19 protein-coding genes are annotated in these 21737 nt (G+C 49.6%); 8 read left to right on the forward strand and 11 right to left on the reverse strand.

Annotated elements, in window-relative coordinates; translation table 11 throughout:
- Window positions 1–172: 172 nt before the first annotated feature.
- Together H6F68_RS20655 and H6F68_RS20660 are read left to right on the forward strand one after the other, a co-directional pair.
- Complete coding sequence (locus H6F68_RS20655; protein ID WP_190561908.1) at window positions 173–4450, forward strand: PAS domain S-box protein; 4278 nt, start codon at window positions 173–175, stop codon at window positions 4448–4450.
- A 94-nt stretch (window positions 4451–4544) separates the two neighbouring features.
- Window positions 4545–5510 carry a glutathione S-transferase family protein gene (locus H6F68_RS20660; RefSeq protein WP_277876119.1) on the forward strand — a complete coding sequence of 322 codons (966 nt, stop codon included), beginning with the start codon at window positions 4545–4547 and terminating at the stop codon, window positions 5508–5510.
- A gap of 240 nt (window positions 5511–5750) precedes the next feature.
- Here H6F68_RS20660 and H6F68_RS20665 read toward each other — a convergent pair whose 3' ends face one another.
- The 3 genes from H6F68_RS20665 to H6F68_RS20675 form a co-directional block, all read right to left on the reverse strand.
- Window positions 5751–6500 carry a DUF928 domain-containing protein gene (locus H6F68_RS20665; RefSeq protein WP_190561910.1) on the reverse strand — a complete coding sequence of 250 codons (750 nt, stop codon included), beginning with the start codon at window positions 6498–6500 and terminating at the stop codon, window positions 5751–5753.
- A gap of 230 nt (window positions 6501–6730) precedes the next feature.
- Complete coding sequence (pip, locus tag H6F68_RS20670) at window positions 6731–7693, reverse strand: prolyl aminopeptidase (protein WP_199300213.1); 963 nt, start codon at window positions 7691–7693, stop codon at window positions 6731–6733.
- 81 nt (window positions 7694–7774) lie between these two features.
- Complete coding sequence (locus tag H6F68_RS20675) at window positions 7775–8320, reverse strand: pentapeptide repeat-containing protein (RefSeq protein WP_190441062.1); 546 nt, start codon at window positions 8318–8320, stop codon at window positions 7775–7777.
- 731 nt (window positions 8321–9051) lie between these two features.
- Here H6F68_RS20675 and H6F68_RS20680 point away from each other — a divergent pair.
- Both H6F68_RS20680 and H6F68_RS20685 read left to right on the forward strand, forming a co-directional pair.
- Window positions 9052–9639: a hypothetical protein gene (locus H6F68_RS20680; protein WP_190561912.1), complete on the forward strand. Its 588-nt coding sequence runs from the start codon at window positions 9052–9054 to the stop codon at window positions 9637–9639.
- 527 nt (window positions 9640–10166) lie between these two features.
- A complete protein-coding gene (locus tag H6F68_RS20685; protein WP_190561914.1) occupies window positions 10167–10559 on the forward strand; it encodes an Ltp family lipoprotein in 393 nt (130 codons plus the stop codon).
- Window positions 10560–10573: 14 nt separating this feature from the next.
- Here H6F68_RS20685 and H6F68_RS20690 read toward each other — a convergent pair whose 3' ends face one another.
- Both H6F68_RS20690 and clpB read right to left on the reverse strand, forming a co-directional pair.
- Window positions 10574–10714, reverse strand: coding sequence for a hypothetical protein (locus H6F68_RS20690; RefSeq protein WP_190561916.1), 141 nt, complete (start codon window positions 10712–10714; stop codon window positions 10574–10576).
- A 93-nt stretch (window positions 10715–10807) separates the two neighbouring features.
- Window positions 10808–13435 carry an ATP-dependent chaperone ClpB gene (gene clpB / locus H6F68_RS20695; protein ID WP_190561918.1) on the reverse strand — a complete coding sequence of 876 codons (2628 nt, stop codon included), beginning with the start codon at window positions 13433–13435 and terminating at the stop codon, window positions 10808–10810.
- 452 nt (window positions 13436–13887) lie between these two features.
- Here clpB and H6F68_RS20700 point away from each other — a divergent pair, with 452 nt between their 5' ends.
- Window positions 13888–14328 carry a DUF4265 domain-containing protein gene (locus tag H6F68_RS20700; protein ID WP_190561920.1) on the forward strand — a complete coding sequence of 147 codons (441 nt, stop codon included), beginning with the start codon at window positions 13888–13890 and terminating at the stop codon, window positions 14326–14328.
- Window positions 14329–14477: 149 nt separating this feature from the next.
- Window positions 14478–14984 (forward strand): hypothetical protein, encoded by a 507-nt coding sequence (locus H6F68_RS20705; protein ID WP_190561922.1) that lies wholly within the window; start codon window positions 14478–14480, stop codon window positions 14982–14984.
- 144 nt (window positions 14985–15128) lie between these two features.
- Here the strand turns inward: H6F68_RS20705 and H6F68_RS20710 are convergent, their stop codons facing one another.
- Window positions 15129–16472: an ABC transporter substrate-binding protein gene (locus H6F68_RS20710; protein ID WP_190561924.1), complete on the reverse strand. Its 1344-nt coding sequence runs from the start codon at window positions 16470–16472 to the stop codon at window positions 15129–15131.
- A gap of 118 nt (window positions 16473–16590) precedes the next feature.
- Between H6F68_RS20710 and H6F68_RS20715 the strand changes: the two genes are divergently transcribed.
- Window positions 16591–17406 (forward strand): YebC/PmpR family DNA-binding transcriptional regulator, encoded by an 816-nt coding sequence (locus H6F68_RS20715; protein ID WP_190561926.1) that lies wholly within the window; start codon window positions 16591–16593, stop codon window positions 17404–17406.
- A 157-nt stretch (window positions 17407–17563) separates the two neighbouring features.
- Here H6F68_RS20715 and H6F68_RS20720 read toward each other — a convergent pair whose 3' ends face one another.
- The 5 genes from H6F68_RS20720 to nagA all read right to left on the reverse strand — a co-directional run bounded on the left by H6F68_RS20720 (window position 17564) and on the right by nagA (window position 21135).
- On the reverse strand, window positions 17564–17944 hold the full coding sequence (locus H6F68_RS20720) for a DUF423 domain-containing protein (RefSeq protein ID WP_190561928.1): 381 nt from the start codon (window positions 17942–17944) through the stop codon (window positions 17564–17566).
- A gap of 61 nt (window positions 17945–18005) precedes the next feature.
- Window positions 18006–18458 (reverse strand): hypothetical protein, encoded by a 453-nt coding sequence (locus tag H6F68_RS20725; protein ID WP_190561930.1) that lies wholly within the window; start codon window positions 18456–18458, stop codon window positions 18006–18008.
- Between the two features lie 47 nt (window positions 18459–18505).
- Window positions 18506–18910: a hypothetical protein gene (locus tag H6F68_RS20730; protein WP_190561932.1), complete on the reverse strand. Its 405-nt coding sequence runs from the start codon at window positions 18908–18910 to the stop codon at window positions 18506–18508.
- Between the two features lie 82 nt (window positions 18911–18992).
- Window positions 18993–19679 (reverse strand): magnesium protoporphyrin IX methyltransferase, encoded by a 687-nt coding sequence (gene bchM / locus H6F68_RS20735; RefSeq protein WP_190561934.1) that lies wholly within the window; start codon window positions 19677–19679, stop codon window positions 18993–18995.
- Window positions 19680–19953: 274 nt separating this feature from the next.
- Window positions 19954–21135, reverse strand: a complete 1182-nt coding sequence (gene nagA / locus H6F68_RS20740; RefSeq protein ID WP_190561936.1) for an N-acetylglucosamine-6-phosphate deacetylase — start codon at window positions 21133–21135, stop codon at window positions 19954–19956.
- 80 nt (window positions 21136–21215) lie between these two features.
- Here nagA and purE point away from each other — a divergent pair, with 80 nt between their 5' ends.
- Complete coding sequence (gene purE / locus H6F68_RS20745) at window positions 21216–21734, forward strand: 5-(carboxyamino)imidazole ribonucleotide mutase (RefSeq protein WP_190561938.1); 519 nt, start codon at window positions 21216–21218, stop codon at window positions 21732–21734.
- Window positions 21735–21737 lie beyond the last annotated feature (3 nt).

Genomic DNA, 21737 nt, shown 5'->3' on the forward strand with positions numbered 1-21737 from the left:
CTGTTTTATAAAAACTCAGGTCTTGGACTTGCTATTCCGGGATTTCGGCATACTGATATGACTGACAACCACAACTTGTGAACCTGATTAGCCGACTGAGTGGCTGGTGTGAGCTCTGTCGCCCTAATCTTGCATCCTCATTCAGTCTGCACCTCATCTGTTAGTTGACCTAATGACTTCTAATCAACAACCGCGTTGGTACCAGTTTTTGGCTAAATCCGCCGCTTCAGATGAGTTGCCACCGCCGAACTTAGGTGATAAGTATCAGGTATTTTCAACCAGTTCACACCTGACTCGCGGGGAAGTGCAGCCATATCGTTCGTTCTACCAACAAAGCAGCTCGATTCAGCTTGATTTAGATGCCACAGGCACAATTGCAACGGTGAACCTGCTGGGAGCAGCATGTCTAGGTTACAGCGTGCAGGAGCTAATCGGCAACTCAGTTTTTACTTTGTTCCATCCGGATGACCGAGATTTCCTCCGAATAAAGTTAAATGAGTACTTACAAAATGTCATACCTCCGCAAGCAGGGACGAAGACAGAAATGACTCAGTGTCAATACTGGGAATTGCGCCAGGTTTGTAAGGATGGAAGGGTGATATGGGTGAAAGCTTTTGTGCAACCAGATGCTTTTGGGCAACCAAACCTTGAACCAACCACTAACCTCAACGATAGCCGCTCTAGCAATTCACCCGTAACGGCAGTGCGGCTACTGTGTGAAGACATTACTGAGTGGAAGCAAGTAGAGGCAGGACTCCAGCAAGAACGCAACTTTGTGGCGGCTGTGCTTGATACCGTCGTTAACTTAATTGTGGTTTTAGATCGTCAGGGACGCATCGTTCGCTTCAATCGTGCCTGTGAGCAAATGACTGGATACACGTTTGCAGAGGTCAAAGGCATTCCTTTCTGGGATGTTCTGCTTTTGCCAGAGGAGATTGCAGGTGTCAAAGCTGCATTTAGCCAATTACGGTCAGGATTATTTCCCAACGAGTATGAAAACTATTGGATCACAAAAGCAGGCTCCGCTCGCTTGATTGCTTGGTCTAACACAGCTATTGTAGGTAAAGAAGGCAAAGTCGAATACGTCGTTGGTACTGGCCTGGATATTACAGAGCGGCGACAGACAGAATTGGCATTGCAGCGATCGCAGCAGCAGCAATACCAACACCTCGTAGACTCAGTCGAAGGGATTGTCTGGGAAGGCGAGGCCGAGAGCCTTCAGTTCTCCTTTGTCAGCCCTAAAGCTGAGCGAATTTTGGGCTATCCGCTGGCCGACTGGCTGAGCGATTCGCAATTTTGGCTCCATCACATCCATCCAGACGATCGCGCCTGGGTAATGACGACTTGCCAACGAGAAACCCAAGCTCGACGCAACCACACGCTGGAATACCGCATGATCGCTCAGGATGGCCGAGTCATCTGGTTTCGAGACATGATCACAGTCGTACCTGATGCTCAGCCTGTGCAACTACGGGGCGTCATGCTCGATATTACTGAGCGCCGCCAAGCAGAAATTGCGCTGCAAATGAGTGAAGCCCGCTATCGAGCCGTAGTTGAGCAAGCAGCAGAAGGAATTTTCTTAGTCGATGTAGAAACCAAACGGTTGCTAGAAACCAACGCTGCCTGCCAAAGCTTATTGGGTTATAGCGCTGAGGAGCTATCAACCTTGACACTCTACGATGTGGTGGCTCACGATCGGGCGGACATTGAGCGAAATATTCAACACATTCTGACTCAGAAGCGGTATTTCATCGGGGAGCGTCAATATCGTCGCAAGGATGGCTCGTTGATTGAAGTGGAAGTGAGCGCCCATGTCGTTAGCAACCACTACTGGTCATTTTTGTGTGTGGTGGTTCATGATGTTACAGCTTATAAGCAAGCAGGGGCAGCCTTAGAGCAATCCTTGGCGTTGCTCCGTGCCACCTTGGAGTCTACTGCCGACGGGATCATGGCCATTGGCGCAGATTGTCAAGTGCTGTGTGCCAACCGCAAACTGGTGGAAATGTGGGGAATTTCAGATGAATTGATGGCTGCTTCGCGGGGTGAGGAGCGCTTGCAATTCTTGGCCGCTCAAATGAAAGACCCAAATGTCTTCTTAAAAAAGATCCAAGCCTTGCAAACGCAACCCGAAGCGGAAGTGAACGACCTGATTGAATTTCAGGATGGCAGAGTGGTTGAGCGCTACTCTAAACCACAGCGCTTAGGCAACCAGATTGTCGGTCGAGTTTGGAGCTTCCGGGACATTACTCAGCGCCAACAAGCAGAAGCGGCGTTAGCTCAGAGTGAGGCTAAGTGGCGATCGCTGATTCAAAACAGTTCTGACATCATTGCCATTCTGGAAGCTGATGGCACGGTGCGCTACCAGAGCCCAGCGGTGGAGCGAATTATGGGGCACTCGCCTCAGGAACTAGTCGGCAGGAATGCTCTAGAACTGATTCATCCCGAAGATGTGGAACATGTAGCGCAAGCCTTTCAAGATTTAGTTGCAGGCATATTACCTTCGCTTTCGATTGAGTTTCGTTTTCAGCACAAAGATGAAACTTGGCGCTTTATCCAATCCACAGGGATAAATTTGCTCGCTGATCCCTCAGTTTTGGGAATTGTTACCAACTCACGGGACATCACTGAGCGGAAACGAGCTGAGCGGGCTTTGCAGAAGCAAACAGAGCGAGAACGGCTCATGCGCTTCATTGCTCAACGCATTCATCAGTCACTGGATCTAGCAGAAATTCTCGATACAACCGTGGCAGAAGTGCGGCAATTTCTCCAGACTGACCGAGCCATTATTTTTCGGTTTAACCCGGATGGTAGTGGATGCGTGAGTGTGGAATTCGTAACAGAGGGTTGCCAACCTATCCTCGGTCGGGTGATTCACGATCGCTGTTTTACTCCGCCTAGTGGCCCTGCCCCCTATCCTCGAATCAGAGCCATTGCCGATCTAGATGCTGCCGAGGTTGACCCTTGCTATGTGCAGATGTTGGCGGCTTTGCAAGTAAAAGCCAGCTTGGTCGTGCCCATCATGCAGGGAGAGCAGTTGTGGGGCTTGTTAGTTGCTCATCACTGTATTGCGCCTCGGCAGTGGTTGCCTCAAGAAGTAAATTTCCTAGAGGAGTTAGCAACTCAGGTGGCGATCGCCATCCAGCAATCGGAACTCTATCAGCAAGTGCAACGGCTCAACTCGGCTCTAGAGTCTCAAGTGATGGAGCGTACCGCCCAATTGCAGCAAGCGCTCAACTTTGAGGCCATGCTGAAGCGGATTACAGATAAGGTGCGCGATAGCTTGGACGAAGGTCAGATCTTGCAAACTGCAGTGCAAGAACTAGCGCTAGTGTTGCAAGTCGCCTGCTGCGATACCGCCCTCTACGACGCTAACTATACAACCTCCACGATCTGCTATGAGTACACCACCTCGCTCCCTGCATCTTGGGGACGAGTGTTAAAAATGGCAGATTTTCCCGAACTATACAGCCAACTCCTGCAAGGACAGCATTTTCAATTTTGCGAAATCGTCCCGAATCCTTGCCGGGATCGGGTATCGATGTTGGCCTGCCCCATTTTTGATGACCAAGGCGCGATCGGGGATCTGTGGCTGTTCCGAGATAGAGAGGAAGCCTTTAGCGAGTTAGAGATTCGCTTGGTGCAGCAAGTGACGAATCAATGCGCGATCGCCATCCGCCAAGCCCGTCTCTATCAAGAAGCTCAGGCGCAAGTGCGAGAGCTAGAAAAGCTCAATCGGCTTAAAGATGACTTTCTCAGCACTGTTTCTCATGAGTTGAGAACTCCCGTTTGCAACATCAAAATGGCAATTCAGATGTTGGAACTGAGCCTGAATCGTGAAAACTGTCTGAACTCAGCCTCTAGTAAAACTGCTCGTTACTTGCAGGTCTTGCAGGATGAGTGCAATCGAGAGATTAGCTTAATTAATGACCTGCTGGATTTGCAGCGCTTGGAGGTGGGCAGTCAACCCTTAACTTTAGAAATTGTGCAGCTTCAAGAGTGGATTCAGGGAGTCGCCCAACCCTTTTATGACCGAGCTAGAGGGCGAGAGCAACGCTTACGGCTAGAATTACCCACTCGTCTACCTCCCATTCTTTCTCACTCCTCGAGCCTCACCCGGATTCTGGCAGAACTGTTGAACAATGCCTGTAAGTACACCCCACCCGGTGAAGAAATTGTCGTTTCTGCTCATCCAGCGTCGGGGCGGATACAGCTCAAGGTGACTAACTTTGGGGTCGAAATTCCTGCGGCGGAGTTACCTCACATTTTTGAGAAGTTCTACCGAGTGCCCAGCACAGATCCCTGGAAACAAGGTGGAACAGGCTTAGGGCTGGCTTTAGTGCAAAAACTTACCGAATATTTGGGAGGCAGCATTGAGGTAGAGAGTGCGGCAAGGCAAACCTGCTTCACTGTAGAACTGCCTCTCACTCCTAACGACATCAATTCAAGATAAGACCCAACAAAAATTTTGCTGTGGTTCATAATCGAGGGAGAAGCAGAGGTGACTTGAACCAGAGTCACTGCAATTGACGCAACAGGAGGTCAGCATGGGTCTGGGTATGTTGGTGAAAGGCCAATGGATGACAGAGCGGGAACAAGAAGACACTCAAGGCCGTTTCTTAAGACCCTCTACTACCTTCCGCCATCAAATTACTGCCGATGGTTCGAGTGGATTTAAGGCTGAACCCGATCGCTATCATCTCTATATTTGTTGGGCTTGTCCTTGGGCGCACCGCACCGCTATCATGCGCCAACTGAAAGGCTTGGAGTCTGTGATCACCCTCTCCGCTGTTGATCCTGTGATGGGAGAAGAAGGTTGGTTTTTTTCAGATTATCCAGGCTCTATCCCTGACACGGTGAATCAGACAAAATATTTGCGCGAGATTTATCTCAAGGTAGAACCCGATTACACCGGACGAGTTACAGTGCCTGTGTTGTGGGATAAGCAGACCAACGCTATCGTCAATAACGAGTCTCGCGAAATCATTCGCATGTTGGATACAGAGTTTGGCGCGATCGCTCAAAAGGAGACCAGCTTCTATCCAGAAGATCTGCGATCGCAAATTGACCAAACCATTGATGCCATTTACCAACCGATTAACAACGGGGTGTATCGAGCGGGGTTTGCCACTCAACAGTCAGCCTACGAGGAAGCCGTCACCGAATTGTTTGACGCACTCGATCATTGGGAGCAAGTATTGAGCCAGCAACGATATCTCTGCGGCGATCGCCTGACCGAAGCGGATATTTGTATGTTCACCACGCTGCTGCGGTTTGATGCTGTTTACTATAGCCATTTCAAATGCAACCTGCGTCGAATCGTAGACTATCCCAATCTGTGGAACTACCTCAAAGATATTTATCAGCATCCAGAAGTCAAACCCACTTGCTACCTAGACCACATCAAGTTGCACTACTATAAAAGCCATCCCAAAGTGAATCCTACAGGCATCGTTCCGAAAGGCCCCATTATTGATTTTGATGCCCCCCACGATCGCACTCGTTTTTCCTAGGGAGAAGGTCCAGAGGTCCGTAGGGGTTTAGCATTGGAGCATAAATGGAGATGCTAAAAACATAAGAGTTTGCTCCAAATGCTAAACCCTTCAAGGTAGAGCGTGGCTAGTTGGTGGCATGAACATTGCACTGGGCATAGCATTCAGATCAAAATTTAGGACTAATGTTGTACTTTGATAGCTGAATGCTATGCCTCTACGGGTTGTTAGAAGCGAGGAACCTAGCCTCTAGACTTGCTGCTACTTCTGAGCGATGTCAATGGGTTCGAGGGCAGAGAACTGCACTAAGGGTTCGCGAGCCACGCGATTGAGACCCGCAGATCCCAATAAATTAGCCCAGTCAGCAGCTAAAGCCGCATCCCGAGGATAGGAGCGACGCAACTGAGCCAAGGTGCTCAACGCTTCGTACCAAAACCCCGATTGTTTATACAGAGCAACGCGATCGCGTGGACTAGCTTGCCGCAACTGCTGCACCAGAGCAGGACTAGGATTCACATGTTTAATCCATCCCATCACAAAGGGATTGCCCGATTTATCAGGTGCCGCTTCATTACAAACTACTGAGAAAAACCAACGATAGTTTTTACCTGCGGTTAGCCCAGATGTGACAACCGCTGGCAGCTTAAAGCTAGCAATGCCTGGTTGTGCAGCCAATCGTAATTTAGTTCTGTACACCTGTTGCTTATTCTCGTTCTGCAAAACAAATTCAGCCGTTTTAGCAGTCGTCGGCGGAACGTGGAAGAAGAGCGTGGGATATCGATCGGCGGTGAGACTTTTAGTCTGGGCAGCTGGAATCAAAGCCGTAATAGAGTTGCGTCCCAAGCAATCTCCAGGGCGAGAACCGCCGGAAGTGCGACCTCCTGGCCCATCTTTGACCGGAGGTCTAACTGAATTGGCGATCGCTGACATTGGCAGAGCCAACGGTGCGAAGGATGAGATTAGAGCTACACAGAGGGCTGTGTAGGCTGCGTACGATTTTGTCCGATACATAGTGCTCTCCCGGATGACTACATGACAGCAGCGATCTAAATGACGGACAACCTAAAAAATCTCTTCCACTTCTCCAAAGCTTCACAAAATCTTTACAAGAGAGAATTGAAGAATCCGGATTTTTTACCAAAAAAAGACAAAGTTTTCCGGATGAAGAAATTTGAGCGATCGCTGTTGAGTTCGCTTGGAGCTAGCATTCACTTTTTTGCTGCTTGAATTGACACCCTTTATTAAGGTTGGGCAGCAAATTTGTCAGTGGCTGCTAATAATGCCGTACGAATTCCGGGTTCCATCATCGAGTGTCCCGCGTCCGACACGACAATAAACTCCGCTTCTGGCCAAGCTTGATGCAATTCCCAAGCTGAGATCATCGGGCAAACCACATCATAACGACCTTGCACAATCACCGCCGGGATATGACGAATCCGATCAACATTTTGTAGGAGTTGGTCTTCCGGCTCAAAAAATCCACGATTCACAAAGTAATGGCATTCAATCCGGGCAAAGGCATCCGCAAAGTCAGACTCCGCAAATCTCGCTTGCAAATCCGGATCGGGATATAGCTTACTCGTGCTTGCCTCCCACACCGACCAGGCACGAGCTGCCTCTAAACGCACCTGTAGATCTGGGCTAGTTAAGCGCCGATGATAAGCTGCAATTAGGTCATGGCGTTCTTCGGGGGGAATGGGTTGCAGATAAGCTTCCCAAGCATCCGGAAAGATATAACTGGCTCCCTCTTGGTAAAACCATTGCAACTCTTTTTGGCGCAGCATAAAGATACCGCGCAAAATTAGACCCAGACAGCGTTCTGGATAGGTTTGACTATAAGCTAAGGAGAGCGTACTGCCCCAACTGCCGCCGAAGACAACCCATTGCTCGATGCCTAAATGCGATCGCAGTTTTTCGATATCCTCCACCAGATCCCAGGTGGTATTCTCTCTCAGGTCTGCATGAGGTGTGCTGCGACCACATCCGCGTTGATCAAAGACAACAATTCGCCACTGGGTGGCATCAAAATATTGCCGATAACGGGCAATACTGCCACCCCCTGGCCCGCCATGCAGAAACACCACGGGCTTGCCTTCTGGGTTGCCAGATTCCTCAAAATAAAGGGTATGGAGATCAGAAACTTGTAGAGTTCCGGTGCGATAGGGGGCGATCGCGGGATAAAGTTCACGAATTTGAACAGGCATGAAAATATGCTCTTGCAGGACGTTCCTTAGCGTACGAGCGATCGCCCTCTGACAACAAGCCACCTCAACTGGAGCATCCGCTTAAGTGGCTAAATTGCTGTCGCCCCCTTCCAAAATCGTGCCTTCTAGATTCGTGTCTGCCAGATTTGCACCACTGAGGTTGGCTTCTTCTAAAGCAGCCTGATGCAAGTTGGCCTGGTGAAGATCGGCGATCGCTAAGTCTGCACCACTCAAGTCGGCTCCCTCTAAATTCGCACCACTTAAATTGGCCTGACTGAGCCGCGCATGGCTGAGGTCGGCTTGGACAATGTTGGCAACTTTTAGATCAGCCTGACTTAAATTCGCGCCATCTAGAATGGCTCCTTCTAAGGTAGCTCCGTCAAGAATGGCATCTCTCAAATCTGCACCGCTCAGGTCTGCTTGGGTCAAATCTGCGCCGTTGAGGTCTGCGCCACTGAGATCGGCATGGCTGAGGTTAACTCGGCGTAAATTCGCTCCATCCAAAGATGCTCCAGATAGCAACACACCGCTCAGGTCTGCACCTTCTAGTATTGCCTCACTGAGCGCGATCGCACTAAAGTCTCTTTCTCCCGCTGCATATCTCTGCATCAGTTCTTCAGCACTCATGTCTCCCTCCTTTCGCTACATTAGCAAAGGCAACAGCATCCTAGAAAAGATATCCACACTACCGCAAGTGGTTAATCCACAGGATGTCACACTGCTTGAGCCATTGCTTCCACGCTATGACAAGCGAACAACAGAAAAATCAGACCCAAGACACAGCCTTGTCTATATGACCTTGATCGTGTTTAGGTCTGGGCGAGCGTAGCGCTCAACACTTAAATAGGCCATTATGTGAAGCGATTAGCTACATCTCTAGGAAGATGCTAAAAAATTAACCCTTTATCTAGAAGGTAACTGCACTGAAAAATCAGCTTTATTGAGCTAGCACGTTGAGTCCAAAAGTGTGCGATCGCGACTGGATTCAGAAGCGATCGTCACTTCTGTTTTCAGCAGACTCGCAGGACTCTCCATTCTGATCTGGTCTCCTGAAAGTTCAAGGACTCAGTTGATTTAGTAGGTCTTTAAAGACCCTTATCCCTAGACTAAAGAATACTCAACGAAAGAGATGAGAACTTTAAAGAGCGATCGCCTAGAGTGTGTGTTGAGTGAGATTGAATAGCAGCGATCGCATTATAAAAAATTTGGCATAGAGGTTGCGATCGTGAATCGTTTTTTGATTTGTGTACTGAGCCTAAATTTATATAAAAAAACTCTGCCTATTCATTTAATTCCGATTATTGTGCGACCATGCTAAGTGCAAATTCCCAGCCTGAAATTCAGAATGTAAATTAATAATGAATAGATTTTTAGTTTTTTGGGGCTTAGCCAGCCCTGCATGCTTGGGCCTAGTAGCAAGTGTACTCCGATTTTATCAATTGGACTGGTATCCAGCCTATTTTGATATTTGGCGATCGCTTGCAGTTTATCTGGCTTATTGGCTTTTACTGGGAGCTCTACAAGGAGCAATCTTATTCTGGAAGTTCCAAGGGCGACGATTTGCGTATCGATGGTTCTTTATAACTAGTGCAGTTGGCTGCTTCATAATGCTATTGCACGATCTATTCCTGCTCCTGCTTGGTGTTGACACGCGCGGCCAAGGAGCACTTATTCTAATATTTAGCCTACCGTTGTTGGCATTTTTAGGTGGGCTACCATTGGGGTTAGCTCAATTCTTTTTAATCCGAAATCACTATAGAGCCAGTCTCAACCCCAAGCACTTGAACCTTAGATGGTTTGCCATTAGTTTTTTATCGTGGATAATTGGTTTTGCAGGCGTTTTATTCACCTTCTCTGGTACTCGTCTTATGCCTGCGTTGTTTCTGCTCGTTTCTGCTGGAACTGCAATGAAGGGTTGGTTTATTCAGAAGTATTTAAGAGCATAAATGTAGAGTGATCGCCAAAAGATAGATGATGGATGAGTTGAATTGCGATCGCCCAGAGCAGATGATGGGTGAGGTTAGATAGCGATCGCCTAAAGTATGTGTTGAGTGAGGTTGGATTGCGATCGCATTACGGTAATTGCTGGCTCAGAAGTTGCGATCGTGAAATATTTATGCGCCATCCCTAAGCCTGAACATAAGTTTCTTCACAACGATAATGATTGAGCTGAATGACAATTCCATACGTACCAAGCTATTTTTTTGAGCACTGTCGCATAGTGAGTTTAGAGGAATAGCATATGGCGTATTTAACAGTACGTCTGCTCACCTGCGTAAGAAATCTGAAAATATGCGGAATGATTCTCGCTATTTAGCTTGAGCGGCGTATTATACGGAAACAATCTGTATAAGTATTAAATTTGGGGCGTTATGCCGAATCATTCTGCCTATCCACCCCATTTGGGATTTTAGACAGAAACTTTCAGTCTATTAATAGTTAGGCTCACATTTTTCACTCATGGAGAAGTAGTATGAAGTTTTTGAAATCAGCAATGATTGCTGTTTTGATTGCTGTTTTATTTGCTTTCACGCCTGTATGGGCGGCAAGTCTGACTGGGCCTCAGAAAAATGCCGTTAGATCTGCAAAGCAGTACCTTAGTATCCAGGGCTTCTCGCGGAGTAGGCTTATTCAGCAACTCTCATCAGATTATGGAGATGGTTATGACGTTGCCGATGCTACCGTAGCAGTGGATAGTTTGAACATTGATTGGAACAAGCAAGCGGCAAGATCTGCGAAGCAGTACCTAAGCATACAGAGTTTCTCGTGCAAAGGTCTCACTAATCAACTTTCATCGAGTGCTGGAGACGGGTACACCGAGAGCCAAGCGAACTACGGGGCACAGCAGACGAATACTTGCCAATAGGCCAAGGGTGCGCCCTAACAATACCCATGCACACCGCCGCCGAAAGTGAATCGGCATGATGCAGAGGCTATCTGCGGCGGGTGATGGGCAACCTTAGGCAGAAAGTAAATTAGCGATCGCCCCTCTAGCTCCACCGATTTCAAATTGTGAGCCATGAAAAAGTCCCCTCCCCAGCTTTGAGAAATGACTGCGGGAGGGGACTGTGTGAGTTAGATAGCGATCGCCTTACCTAGCGCCCAACTAGAACCTTAGCTAGAAGACTGAGCGGCTAGTAACTCGGCGGGTAAGCGTTTGAAGGCTAGGCGTTCGTTTTCAACATCGACGAAGATGGTGTCGCCAGTTGTGAACTCGCTGCGGAGGATGGCCTTGGCAATTTGGGTTTCCAGTTCGCGTTGGATGGCACGCTTGAGGGGACGTGCGCCGTAGACTGGGTCGTACCCCACCTCTGCTAGGAAGTCGAGGGCAGAGTCGGATAGCTTGAGAACCATCTTGCGATCGCTCAACCGTTGTTCTAAGCGGTGAACTTGGAGCTTGACGATCTCGCGGAGTTCGCTGCGGTCTAGTGGATGGAAGATGATGATCTCATCGATTCGGTTGAGGAACTCTGGACGGAAGTTGCTTCGCATCGCATCCAAAACTCGGCTCCGCATCTCTTCGTACTGAGAATTATCTCCCGCCACGTCGAGGATGAACTGAGAGCCAATATTGCTGGTCATGATGATGATGGTGTTTTTGAAGTCTACCTTGCGACCTTGAGAGTCAGTGACACGCCCATCATCTAGGATCTGCAACATCACGTTGAACACATCCGGGTGCGCTTTCTCGATCTCATCAAACAGAATCACCGAATAAGGGCGACGGCGAATCGCTTCCGTGAGTTGACCGCCTTCTTCATAGCCCACATATCCCGGAGGCGCACCGATCAGGCGAGACACAGAGTGCTTCTCCATATACTCCGACATATCGATTCGCACCATGGCGTCTTCGGTGTCAAACAGGTAAGAAGCTAGTGCTTTGCCGAGTTCGGTCTTGCCAACACCTGTGGGGCCGAGGAAGATAAAGCTGGCCGTGGGACGGTTGGGGTCTGCTAAGCCTGCACGAGAGCGCTGAATCGCATCCGCTACGGCTGTCACCGCTTCCTGCTGACCTACCACCCGCTTGTGCAGTTCTTCTTCTAATTGGAGGAGCTTCTGCATCTCGGACTCAACCAGCTTATTCAGGGGGATACCTGTCCACTTAGAAATGATTTCCGCAATATCCGCTTCAGTCACTTCCTCACGCAACAGCGATCGCCCACTGGTTTGAGTATCTGCCAGTTTCGCCTCGATCTCATCCAGTTGTCGTTGCAGTTCGGTCAGCTTGCCGTACTTCAGCTCCGCCGCTCGGTTGAGGTCGTACTCACGCTCGGCTTGCTGGACTTCCACATTTACCTGATCGATCTCTTCTTTCAGGGCTTTGCGGCGATCGAGGATCTCCTTTTCTCCTTGCCATTGTGCGTTGAGGCGGCTTTGGTTCTCCTTGAGGTCGCCCAGTTCTCTTTCCAGGCGATCTAGGCGATCGCGAGAAGCCATATCACTCTCTTTTTGCAGCGATAACCGCTCCATCTCCAATTGCAGAATCTTGCGATCGATTTCGTCTAGTTCTTCTGGCTTAGAGGTGCTTTCCATCTTCAGCTTGGCAGCGGCTTCGTCTACCAGGTCAATCGCCTTGTCGGGCAAGAAGCGATCGCTGATGTAACGAGTCGAAAGTGTTGCCGCAGCTACGAGAGAACTATCAGAGATTTTGACGTTGTGGTGGGTTTCGTAGCGGTCTTTTAAGCCCCGCAAAATGGAGATGGTATCTTCCACGGTGGGCTGATCAATATAAACCTGTTGGAAACGCCGCTCTAGCGCTGCATCCTTTTCGATGTACTTGCGGTACTCATCCAGGGTGGTAGCACCAATACAACGCAGTTCACCCCGAGCCAACATCGGCTTCAGCAAGTTACCCGCATCCATCGCGCCTTGCGTGGCACCTGCACCCACAACGGTATGAATCTCGTCAATAAACAGGATGATGGTGCCGTTGGAGTCAGTGACTTCCTTCAAAACGGCTTTGAGACGTTCTTCAAACTCACCCCGGTACTTGGCACCCGCAATCAGAGCACCCATATCCAGAGCAATCAGCTTGCGATCGCGTAACGATTCAGGTACGTCACCTTTCACAATCCGTTGGGCTAAACCTTCTGCGATCGCGGTTTTACCCACCCCTGGTTCCCCAATCAGGACGGGGTTGTTTTTGGTGCGGCGAGACAAAATCTGAATCGTCCGGCGAATTTCGTCGTCCCGACCAATCACAGGGTCGAGTTTGCCTTGACGCGCAAATTCCGTCAGGTCACGGCCATATTTAGTTAACGAGTCGTATTTCCCTTCTGGGTTTTGGTCGGTCACTTTCTGGCTTCCTCGAATCTGCTCAATCGTGCTGCGTAGCTTGGCTGTGTCTAGTTTAAATTCCTGAAATAATGCTTTACCAAAGCGATCGTCTTGGGTGTAGGCTAGTAGCAGGTGTTCGATCGAAATAAAGTCGTCTCCAAACTCTTTGCGATAGCCTTCCGAGCGATCGAGCAAGGTATCGGCACTACGACCCCAATACACAGAGCCGCTATTGGAAACTTTGGGTTGGCGCTTAATAAATTCTTCGGTGCGATCGCGCAACTTCTGCACGCTGATGCCCAGCTTACTGAAGACGCTACTGGCGAGTCCTTCTTGTTCTACCAGTGACTTGAACAAGTGCTCCGTCTCGATTTGCTGCTGCTGGGCTTGCTTGACGACCTCAGGTGTCTGAGCGATCGCTTCCCACGCTTTTTCGGTAAATTGATTGGGATTGGTTGGTTGCATACTGCACGATCCCCCTCTAATCAGTAAATATATACACTCAGCTAGTTACAGTCATTGTAAGCAACCCAGCGAATCCAGCAGGATCGGTGTTTACGTCTTTATATAGGGGTATTACCGTTCCAAATTTGTGGCGAAAGTTAAGCTGAATCACAACATGACGCTGGCGATCGCGTCTTTAATTAACATTCTGTCCAATCCTATTTTTGGCCTAACAGGTAGAAAATTAACTCCAAGCAACACTGAACAATTCCGTGTAATCAGCTCAATAAGAGCCTTGTGTAGAAAAAGCATCGGCATATTCATCTGATTGGGAAGTAGCCCGATTGTTTTCGGCATATCCGCTCTATAAAGAAATTAACCCGAAGTAGGTCAATCTAATTAATAGTTGGATAGCAATGCATAAGTCTGTTTTGAGTAGCGAACAATCTTCAAGTATTCATTTGGAGTGAGCAATGACTGGTAATCAGGAGCCTAAGCTTGTCAAAATTGTATACATTCTTCCGGAGGATGACGAAAGTGCGGCAGTAGGAGAAGGATTATGGGCGTATGCTCTGGGAGATCAGCTCTATGAGTTACAAAATATTCCTGTCTGTGCTAGACATCTGAATGTAGAAGACATTGTTCGATGTGAGGAATTACCGGGCGAGCGTCCGCTGATTAAGGAGTTAGTGAGACGAAGTGGCAATCAAACTCTTCGTGTCATTTTTAATGATGAAGCACCAGAGGATGACTGTGTTGATATCATTATTGAATTGAAACAACGGGGTATCCAGTACGAGAAACCTGCCTTCAAATGCTATATGTTCAATATACCCCCCGATAGTGACTACGAATGGGCGAGAGACTTCTTGCGAGCTAAAGAAGAAGAAGGCTTACTCTGTTTCGACGAGTAGGCGGAAGACCTATCTGCCGACGAGTAGCTGGCGGTCGTTTGGTAATAATAGATGTTGGTGCTTTCCTCTGCGTTGTATCCCGCAGTCCATGATGGAAACACATGTTTGTACCAAGCAACCGCTGTGCATTTGGAGGAGTAGAAGAGGTTGTGGCAGTTAATAACGGACTAGTTATTACACTTTCTGTCCTGGCTATAACTAGCTTAGCGATCGCCTATGGCTTTGGTGTTAAAGCTCAACGTCTTCCCTTCTCAGCAGAAATTGGATTTAGTGAACAGCAAGTGTCATTTCTGAGGTGGTGGGTCAAGTTAGCCTTAGTGGTTGGGATTTTATTGCCGATCGCCTTATGTGTTCAGTCCTGGGGACAACCCGCCTCCCTGATGTTCTGGGGGAGTTATTTACTGGTCGTTGCGGTGCAGCTAATCTCTGAGCGCGTGTTTAGCCAGTGTTTAGTTCCGAGTGTTTTGGTGCCTATTGGCTTTTGTTACACCGCTTTTCGGTTGTGGCAATTATTAGATGGATTCACCCAGCTATCCTTATCTCGTTTGGCCTGGGTTGGCTTCGGTAGCATTGCCCTGTTTTGGACTGCCAACCTGGTGATGTTGATGGCGATCGCCATTCCAACAATTTACAAAAGACAAAGCTTTCAAGAATAGAATGGTTAGCTCAGGAAATGAGGTCTACGTTTTGGATTAGTCCAGTCTGGGTTGCGATCGTGCGATCACGATCAGGTTGTCAACCAGTTTGAGCGACTTAAGACTCCGTGGGAGCATGTTGGCAGTTTTGGATAGCTGATGAGATTAGTGAAAAATTAAGCTGAGACGACGTTGTGCTTCCGTCAAGGCTGCGGTTGGAGTGCTTTTTCCTAACAAAACAGCTTCGATCGCCCGCCCCAACTGTTCAGAGACGCGATTGTACCCGAAAAAAATTGGTCGCGATCGCCCGTAGGGAGCTTGCTCTAAGAATACGCTGACCGCAGGCTGTTGCGAGATAAACTGCTGATAGGTAGGATTCTGACGAGCCTTGAGATTGGTGGGTAAATAGCCTGTTCCTAAAGCCCATTGCGTTTGAAATTCCTCGCTCAACACATATTCCGCAAACGTCAACGCAGCTTGTTCTCGCTCTGGGGTGCTTTTGAAGAAAAACAGATTCTCCCCACCACTCGCCGTAGCCCGTCTAGCCTCTGTGGGAATGGGAATTACGCCAAAATCAACTCCAGTGGCTTGCAGTTGTCCTAGTGTCCAAGGGCCAGAGAGTTGCATCGCGACTTTGCCTGCGAGAAAACCATCAAGTTCATAACCGCGTTCGGGTAGGGATAGAACCGCAGAACCATCATCTAGCAAGTCTCTCCAGAGTTGCAGAGCCGCGATCGCGCCTGAGTTTGCCAGATTCACCGCAGCAGGATTGGCTTCACCCGCATCCGTAAGTTCTCCACCGCCACTCCACATAAACGGCAACCAGTTAAACACCGTCCACTCGCCTTTGCCCAGAGGGAGCAGCATCCCATGTTGGTCAATCCGGCGATCGCCATCGGTATCACGGGTTAAAGTCTGCGCTACCTGCCGCAACTCTTCCCATGTTTGAGGCAGTTGGGTAATACCAGCGGCTTGAAATAAACTCGGTCGATAGAAAATACCGACATTGTTGGTGCCAAAGGGAATCGACCAGAGATGGTTTTCCAGCTCCATTGTTTCAAATAAAGTAGGCGCAATTTGCTCGCGCAGAGGAGACTGATCCAACCACTGCTCTAGAGGCCGAATTGCATCCAACTCCACCAACTGCCCCGTAATCATCGGTGCAAACCAGAGCATGTCAGGCGCTGAATTCCCTACCACAGCCGCAAGGATTTTGGGCATCTGCTCATCCGGTTGCCCGACATAAATTGAGTCAACCTGGATATCTGTGTGAGTTTGATTAAATCGATCGACTAATTTCTGCAACACATCACGATTTGGCGGTGGATTCACGCCTTGCCACAGCGTCAGATGTGTCACCTGAGGAGAGGTAGGAGCGGCGAGCGCAGATGTGGGTTTCCAGTCAAAACACCCCAATACACTCAGCAGTAGGAGCACAATCACGACGGCATTTCTCGTCCATGCCAATTGCCAGCATCCTTGTAAACACTGCCTCCACGCTCTACTCATAGCTTTTTGATGTTGCGATCGCTCAACCTAACTAATGTAGTGGATGCAAAGCCTCTGCTAACATCGATGCTAGTCAATTCAATTGCAGTTTTAACGGTTTCAGTCTGACCTCACCTTTATGGCAGGACATAGTAAGTGGGCCAATATCAAGCGCCAAAAAGCCAGAGTCGATGCGGTGAAGGGCAAAGTCTTCACTAAAATCTCGCGAGAGATTATTGTAGCAGCCCGGAGTGGCGTGCCTGACCCCAACGGCAACTTCCAGCTCCGTACTGCGATCGAGAAGGCCAAAGCCGCCGGAATTCCCAACGACAACATTGACCGGGCGATCGCCAAAGGAGCAGGCAAACTCGGCCCCGACAACGCCGCCTTAGAAGCCATTCGCTACGAAGGTTATGGCCCTGGAGGTGTGGCAGTGCTGATCGAAGCCCTAACCGATAACCGCAACCGCACCGCTGCTGATATGCGCGAAGCCTTCAGTAAAAACGGCGGCAACCTAGGTGAAACCGGCTGTGTCAGTTGGATGTTTGACCAAAAAGGGGTAGTCACCATTACTGCTGCCCCCGCTGAGGAAGGACGGAAACGTAATCGCAACGCCACCAGTAGCCAAATTGATGAAGATGCCTTGCTAGAAGCCTCCCTAGAAGGTGGAGCCGAATTCTACGAGCTGACCCAGGTGGATGAAGCAGAAGGTGCAGAAGTATTCACTGAAGTCGCCAACTTGGAAAACCTCAGTCAAGTCCTTAAAGAAAAGGGCTACCACGTTCAACAAGCCGAACTGCGCTGGATACCCAATAACACAATGGAAGTCACCGACCCCGACCAAGCGCGATCGCTCCTGAAACTCATGGATGCCCTGGAAGACTCCGACGATGTCCAAAACGTCACCGCCAACTTCGAGATGGCCGAGGATTTGATGTCAGTAACGATGGCTTGAGAAACCTCTCACCCGGCCCCTCTCCCCGTGGGAGAGGGGAGATAAGACAATCTCGAACCTCCAACCATCCAACTCGTCTGGAGGGGGTCTGGGGGACGCAGTCGTCCCTCAGCGGGAGTTTGAGGGCAGGTGCCCTCAAGTCTTGGTTTTCAATAAACTAAAACTTAGAAGTCCAAGCTGCCGCTGCCACACAACCCCAACCAATCAAAAACGCCACACCACCAAGGGGAGTAATCGCGCCCAGCCACTTCACCCCAGAAAGACTCAACGCATACAAACTGCCCGAAAACAGCACAATCCCTGCCAGAAACGCATAGCCTGCTGTATTTAACAAAGCGGAGGGTATCGCCACCTGAGTCAGCAACACCGCCACCAACAACAAAGCTAAGGCGTGATACATCTGATAACGCGAAGCCGTTTCAAAAATCTCTAAAGCCCGATCGCTCAGTTTGTCTCGCAAAGCGTGAGAAGCAAATGCCCCAGCCGCCACTGCTAAACCTGCCAAAATCGCCGCGATCGCCAAAAAAATGCGAACCATGCCAACCCTCTCAAACACATCTACGCTTCATGCTAGCGAGCCTAGCTCACTGAAGCGATCGCTAGTTCTCGGAGTTAAGTGGAGCTGAGGCAGGCTCGAACAAATTCACGGCTTTCAGGTCAAACTCATAAGCAATACTGCCGCGATCGGTGACATCAAACGTAGCGCCAAATTCTCTCGCTTTGGCATCTAAATACTGTTTCGCATCCGCTCCAGAGAGTTTGGCTTCCATTGCTAACTCTAGAACGGTGACAGCGCCATTGCCTTGCTTGAGCAGATGATAAAAGATGGCTTGCAAGCGATCGCGCTGTTCTTTTTCCCGTTGGCGATAAAGACCCCAAGCCAACCAAACGCCCCAGGCAGTGACGGGAATGCCACCTACCAAACAACCGATCGCCTGATCTCTGTCTTCCTGAGAAGCGTTTTGGTCAGGCAGCACCGAGACAGGGACGATCAGAAACAAAAATCCCCAAGTGAGCAGAAACCCTGAAGCTAGTTTCCTGAGCAGTTTCATGTCAATGCGCTGCCCTCATCCCATGTATCAAAACTATAGGTGATCGGCTAAAACGTGAAGCGATAGGTAATGTCTCCCTGTTCGTTGACATCATAACTGGCGTTAAATTCTTTAGCTTTTTCTTCCAAATATTGCTTGGCTTCAGCACCCGATAAATCTGCTTCTTTGGCAAATCGCAGAACTGTAATTTTGCCACCATTGGCTTCTACGAGCTGATAGAAAGCATCTTGCAAGCGATCGCGCTTTTCGGCTCGACTCTTTTGAGTTAGATCCCAGACAAACCAACTGCCTAAACCCAAGCTAGGGAGGCCAAAGAGAACTAGGATAGCAGCTGAGCCTTCCTTACTATCGGCAGTGGCATTTTTGTTGAGGAGGTCGGCGGTTGCCAGAATAACGATTGCTAAACCAAAGGGCAGCAAAATACCAGCAGCAATTTTTTTAACCAGCTTCATAGTTGTGATTGGGCGATCGAGCTAGCCGAGATTCTAGCCTGTCGCGATCGCCCTTGCCTGTGACTTTATCGAATTTTGAAGCTTATTTTTTCACGGCTTCGAGGAGGCGGGAGAAGTAGAAGCGGGTTTTGGTCATGGCATTGCGCTCAATTTTCCAGCCATTGGCTTCCAGGATTTTCACTACGTCTGCTTCTCGGTGCAGGTAGGCGCGAGTGGCTTTACTGGGGCCAGGAAAAAAGTCGCCAATTTTCTTGAGTAGGCTGTAGGCGAGGGTCTTGGGGGCAAAGCTGAGAATCAACCGCGATTCTGCCAGGGAGCTGAGATGCGCGATCATATCAGCGGCTTTGTCTTGTGGATAGTGGATCAACACGTCGAGGCAAATGACGGTGTGATAGCTACCCGTGAGGCTTTCGAGGTCTTGAACACTAAATGTGGGGTTGGTGCCTTGGCCGAGTTCGGTGGCAGCGCGCTCTTTAGCTTCTTCGACCATTTTTTCGGAGATGTCGCTGCTGAAGACTTTAGCGCCTGCTTCAGCTAGAGGGATACTGAGGCTACCCACACCACAGCCTGCGTCGCAAATGGTTATTTGGGAAAGGTTGTCGTCGGCTTTAAGCCAGCCCAAGACGTGATCAATGGTCTGTTGATGCCCAATGCGAATGTCGAGTTGGACTTTGTTAACTTCTCCATCGCCGTAAATGCGTCGCCAGCGGTCAAATCCGGTTGCGTTGAAGTACTCACGGACTACGGTTTTATCATCCACCACGTTCATAAATTTGCTTCTATTTACTGGGTTTCAACAGACTACAGTTCTCAATCCTATGATGATTTGTTCTTAGCGCGATAGTTTTGGTGGGGCGATCGCGGGTCTCTGATGCTCTTGGTGACACTTGGTGAATCCGAGCCTTGAGGGCACCTGCCCTCAAACTCCCGCTGAGGGACGGCTGCGTCCCCCAGTCCCCCTCCAGACAAGTTGGCCTGTTAGGGTTTCGAAATTGTGTTTTCTCTCTTCATCTCCCCTTCCCTGCGAGGGAAGGGGCTGGGGGTTAGGTCTCTACTCGCTGCCACACTAAATTTTGAGATTCAGAATCGAATGACCAGCGCAGTAAGTTGCTAGCGGGCTGACCTTGGTAGAGACAATGATCGTCTGCTGACTGGTTCCACAATCCGATCGCGCGTCTGGGTGAGGTGGTGGCTAGGGCGATCGCTTGTTCTACACTGCAAAGGCCCCATTTCACCAAATTTTGTACGCCAACTAACAAGGGCAAGGTTGTTCCAGATAGGGTGCCATCTGGAAGTCTTGCGGTGCCGTGTTTTACCTCAATTTCGCGGGTGTCCCAAGGGTAAATGCCATCCGGTAGACCCAGTGGAGCCAAGGCATCACTGACCAGGAATAAGCCTTGGTCGTAGCGGCTGGCTCTCAGCAGGAGGTCGAGCATGATTGGGGAGACGTGTTGGCCATCGGCGATGAAGCCGCATTGTACTTGTGGGTTGGCGATCGCGGCTCCTAGCAGTCCGGGTTCGCGGTGGTGCAGGCTGGGCATGGCGTTGAAGGCGTGGGTGACCATTGTGGCTCCTTGGGCGAAGGCTTGTTGCGCTTGGGCAACGGTGGCTTGGGAGTGGCCGAGGCTGATAGTGATGCCGAGGGAGCGCAGGTAGGCGATCGCGGCTCCGGTGGGGTCGAGTTCGGGGGCGAGGGTGATGACTTTGACGATGTGAGCGCAGTCACCTAATACTCGCTTGATTTGCTCGACGGTGAGGGGCAGTAGGTATTCAGCTGGGTGAGCACCGCGTTTTTCAGGGTTGAGGAATGGGCCTTCTAGATGCACGCCGAGAATTTGAGCAGCCTTTGTTTGGGTAGGTTGGATTTGTTCGATGAATTGCGCAATGGTGGCAAGCGATCGCTGAATGTTCTCTACAGATGTGGTGACGATGGTGGGGAGAAAAGCATCTACGCCCTGCTGCCAAAGAAACTGGCAAATTTCAGCGAGTTTGTCGAAATGCTCTGGGGCGAGGTCTGGAAAGGCTAACCCTAAGGCTCCGTTAATTTGCAGGTCAACCCCACCGAGAGAAATCCAGTTTGCGCCCGCATCTAGCAAGGGTTCGTGAATGGGGATGATGCCTGCTACGGACTGCCCCATTGGTTCGACCCATTGAATAATGCCGTCTTCGATGTGAATATGCTGAATTCCTAGGTGACCAGGCACCCGCGCCTTGATAATATCCATGTGCTGGATTGAGAGTTGCAATACTGAAACCGCAAGTTCTAACTTAATCCAAAATCCTAAATCTCAAATCCAAAATCTCAATGACTCAACCTTTAGTTGGCATCATCATGGGCAGTGATTCCGATTTGCCCACCATGCAAGCCGCGATCGCCACTTGTGAAGAATTCGGTGTGCCCTGCGAAGTCGGCATTGTCTCTGCTCACCGCACCCCAGAACGCATGGTGGAATATGCCCAGCAAGCCCATACACGCGGCATCAAAGTGATCATCGCTGGAGCGGGAGGAGCCGCGCACTTACCCGGTATGGTTGCCTCTCTCACTCCCTTACCTGTGATTGGGGTGCCTGTGGCTACTCGCAATCTCCAAGGCGTAGACTCTCTCTACTCGATTGTGCAAATGCCCGCCGGAATTCCTGTCGCCACCGTCGCGATCGGTAATGCCAAAAACGCCGGATTGTTAGCAGTCCAAATCCTCGCCACCTCAAATTCCACGCTGCTAGAGCAAGTCCAACAATATCGTCAATCTCTCAAGGATATGGTGATGGAGAAACAAGCCAAGTTGGATCAAATAGGTTATCAACAGTATCTAAAGGAGATGTAAGAA

The sequence above is a fragment of the Trichocoleus sp. FACHB-262 genome (assembly GCF_014696035.1).
Lineage (GTDB): Bacteria > Cyanobacteriota > Cyanobacteriia > FACHB-46 > FACHB-46 > Trichocoleus.

What these genes read in the sequence shown, in the direction of transcription:
- H6F68_RS20655 (WP_190561908.1), top strand. Translation starts at nt 173, where the DNA reads ATGACTTCTAATCAACAACCGCGTTGGTACCAGTTTTTGGCTAAATCC.
- H6F68_RS20660 (WP_277876119.1), top strand. Translation starts at nt 4,545, where the DNA reads ATGGGTCTGGGTATGTTGGTGAAAGGCCAATGGATGACAGAGCGGGAA.
- H6F68_RS20665 (WP_190561910.1), bottom strand. Translation starts at nt 6,500, where the DNA reads ATGTATCGGACAAAATCGTACGCAGCCTACACAGCCCTCTGTGTAGCT.
- pip (WP_199300213.1), bottom strand. Translation starts at nt 7,693, where the DNA reads ATGCCTGTTCAAATTCGTGAACTTTATCCCGCGATCGCCCCCTATCGC.
- H6F68_RS20675 (WP_190441062.1), bottom strand. Translation starts at nt 8,320, where the DNA reads ATGAGTGCTGAAGAACTGATGCAGAGATATGCAGCGGGAGAAAGAGAC.
- H6F68_RS20680 (WP_190561912.1), top strand. Translation starts at nt 9,052, where the DNA reads ATGAATAGATTTTTAGTTTTTTGGGGCTTAGCCAGCCCTGCATGCTTG.
- H6F68_RS20685 (WP_190561914.1), top strand. Translation starts at nt 10,167, where the DNA reads ATGAAGTTTTTGAAATCAGCAATGATTGCTGTTTTGATTGCTGTTTTA.
- H6F68_RS20690 (WP_190561916.1), bottom strand. Translation starts at nt 10,714, where the DNA reads ATGGCTCACAATTTGAAATCGGTGGAGCTAGAGGGGCGATCGCTAATT.
- clpB (WP_190561918.1), bottom strand. Translation starts at nt 13,435, where the DNA reads ATGCAACCAACCAATCCCAATCAATTTACCGAAAAAGCGTGGGAAGCG.
- H6F68_RS20700 (WP_190561920.1), top strand. Translation starts at nt 13,888, where the DNA reads ATGACTGGTAATCAGGAGCCTAAGCTTGTCAAAATTGTATACATTCTT.
- H6F68_RS20710 (WP_190561924.1), bottom strand. Translation starts at nt 16,472, where the DNA reads ATGAGTAGAGCGTGGAGGCAGTGTTTACAAGGATGCTGGCAATTGGCA.
- H6F68_RS20715 (WP_190561926.1), top strand. Translation starts at nt 16,591, where the DNA reads ATGGCAGGACATAGTAAGTGGGCCAATATCAAGCGCCAAAAAGCCAGA.
- H6F68_RS20720 (WP_190561928.1), bottom strand. Translation starts at nt 17,944, where the DNA reads ATGGTTCGCATTTTTTTGGCGATCGCGGCGATTTTGGCAGGTTTAGCA.
- H6F68_RS20725 (WP_190561930.1), bottom strand. Translation starts at nt 18,458, where the DNA reads ATGAAACTGCTCAGGAAACTAGCTTCAGGGTTTCTGCTCACTTGGGGA.
- H6F68_RS20730 (WP_190561932.1), bottom strand. Translation starts at nt 18,910, where the DNA reads ATGAAGCTGGTTAAAAAAATTGCTGCTGGTATTTTGCTGCCCTTTGGT.
- bchM (WP_190561934.1), bottom strand. Translation starts at nt 19,679, where the DNA reads ATGAACGTGGTGGATGATAAAACCGTAGTCCGTGAGTACTTCAACGCA.
- nagA (WP_190561936.1), bottom strand. Translation starts at nt 21,135, where the DNA reads ATGGATATTATCAAGGCGCGGGTGCCTGGTCACCTAGGAATTCAGCAT.
- purE (WP_190561938.1), top strand. Translation starts at nt 21,216, where the DNA reads ATGACTCAACCTTTAGTTGGCATCATCATGGGCAGTGATTCCGATTTG.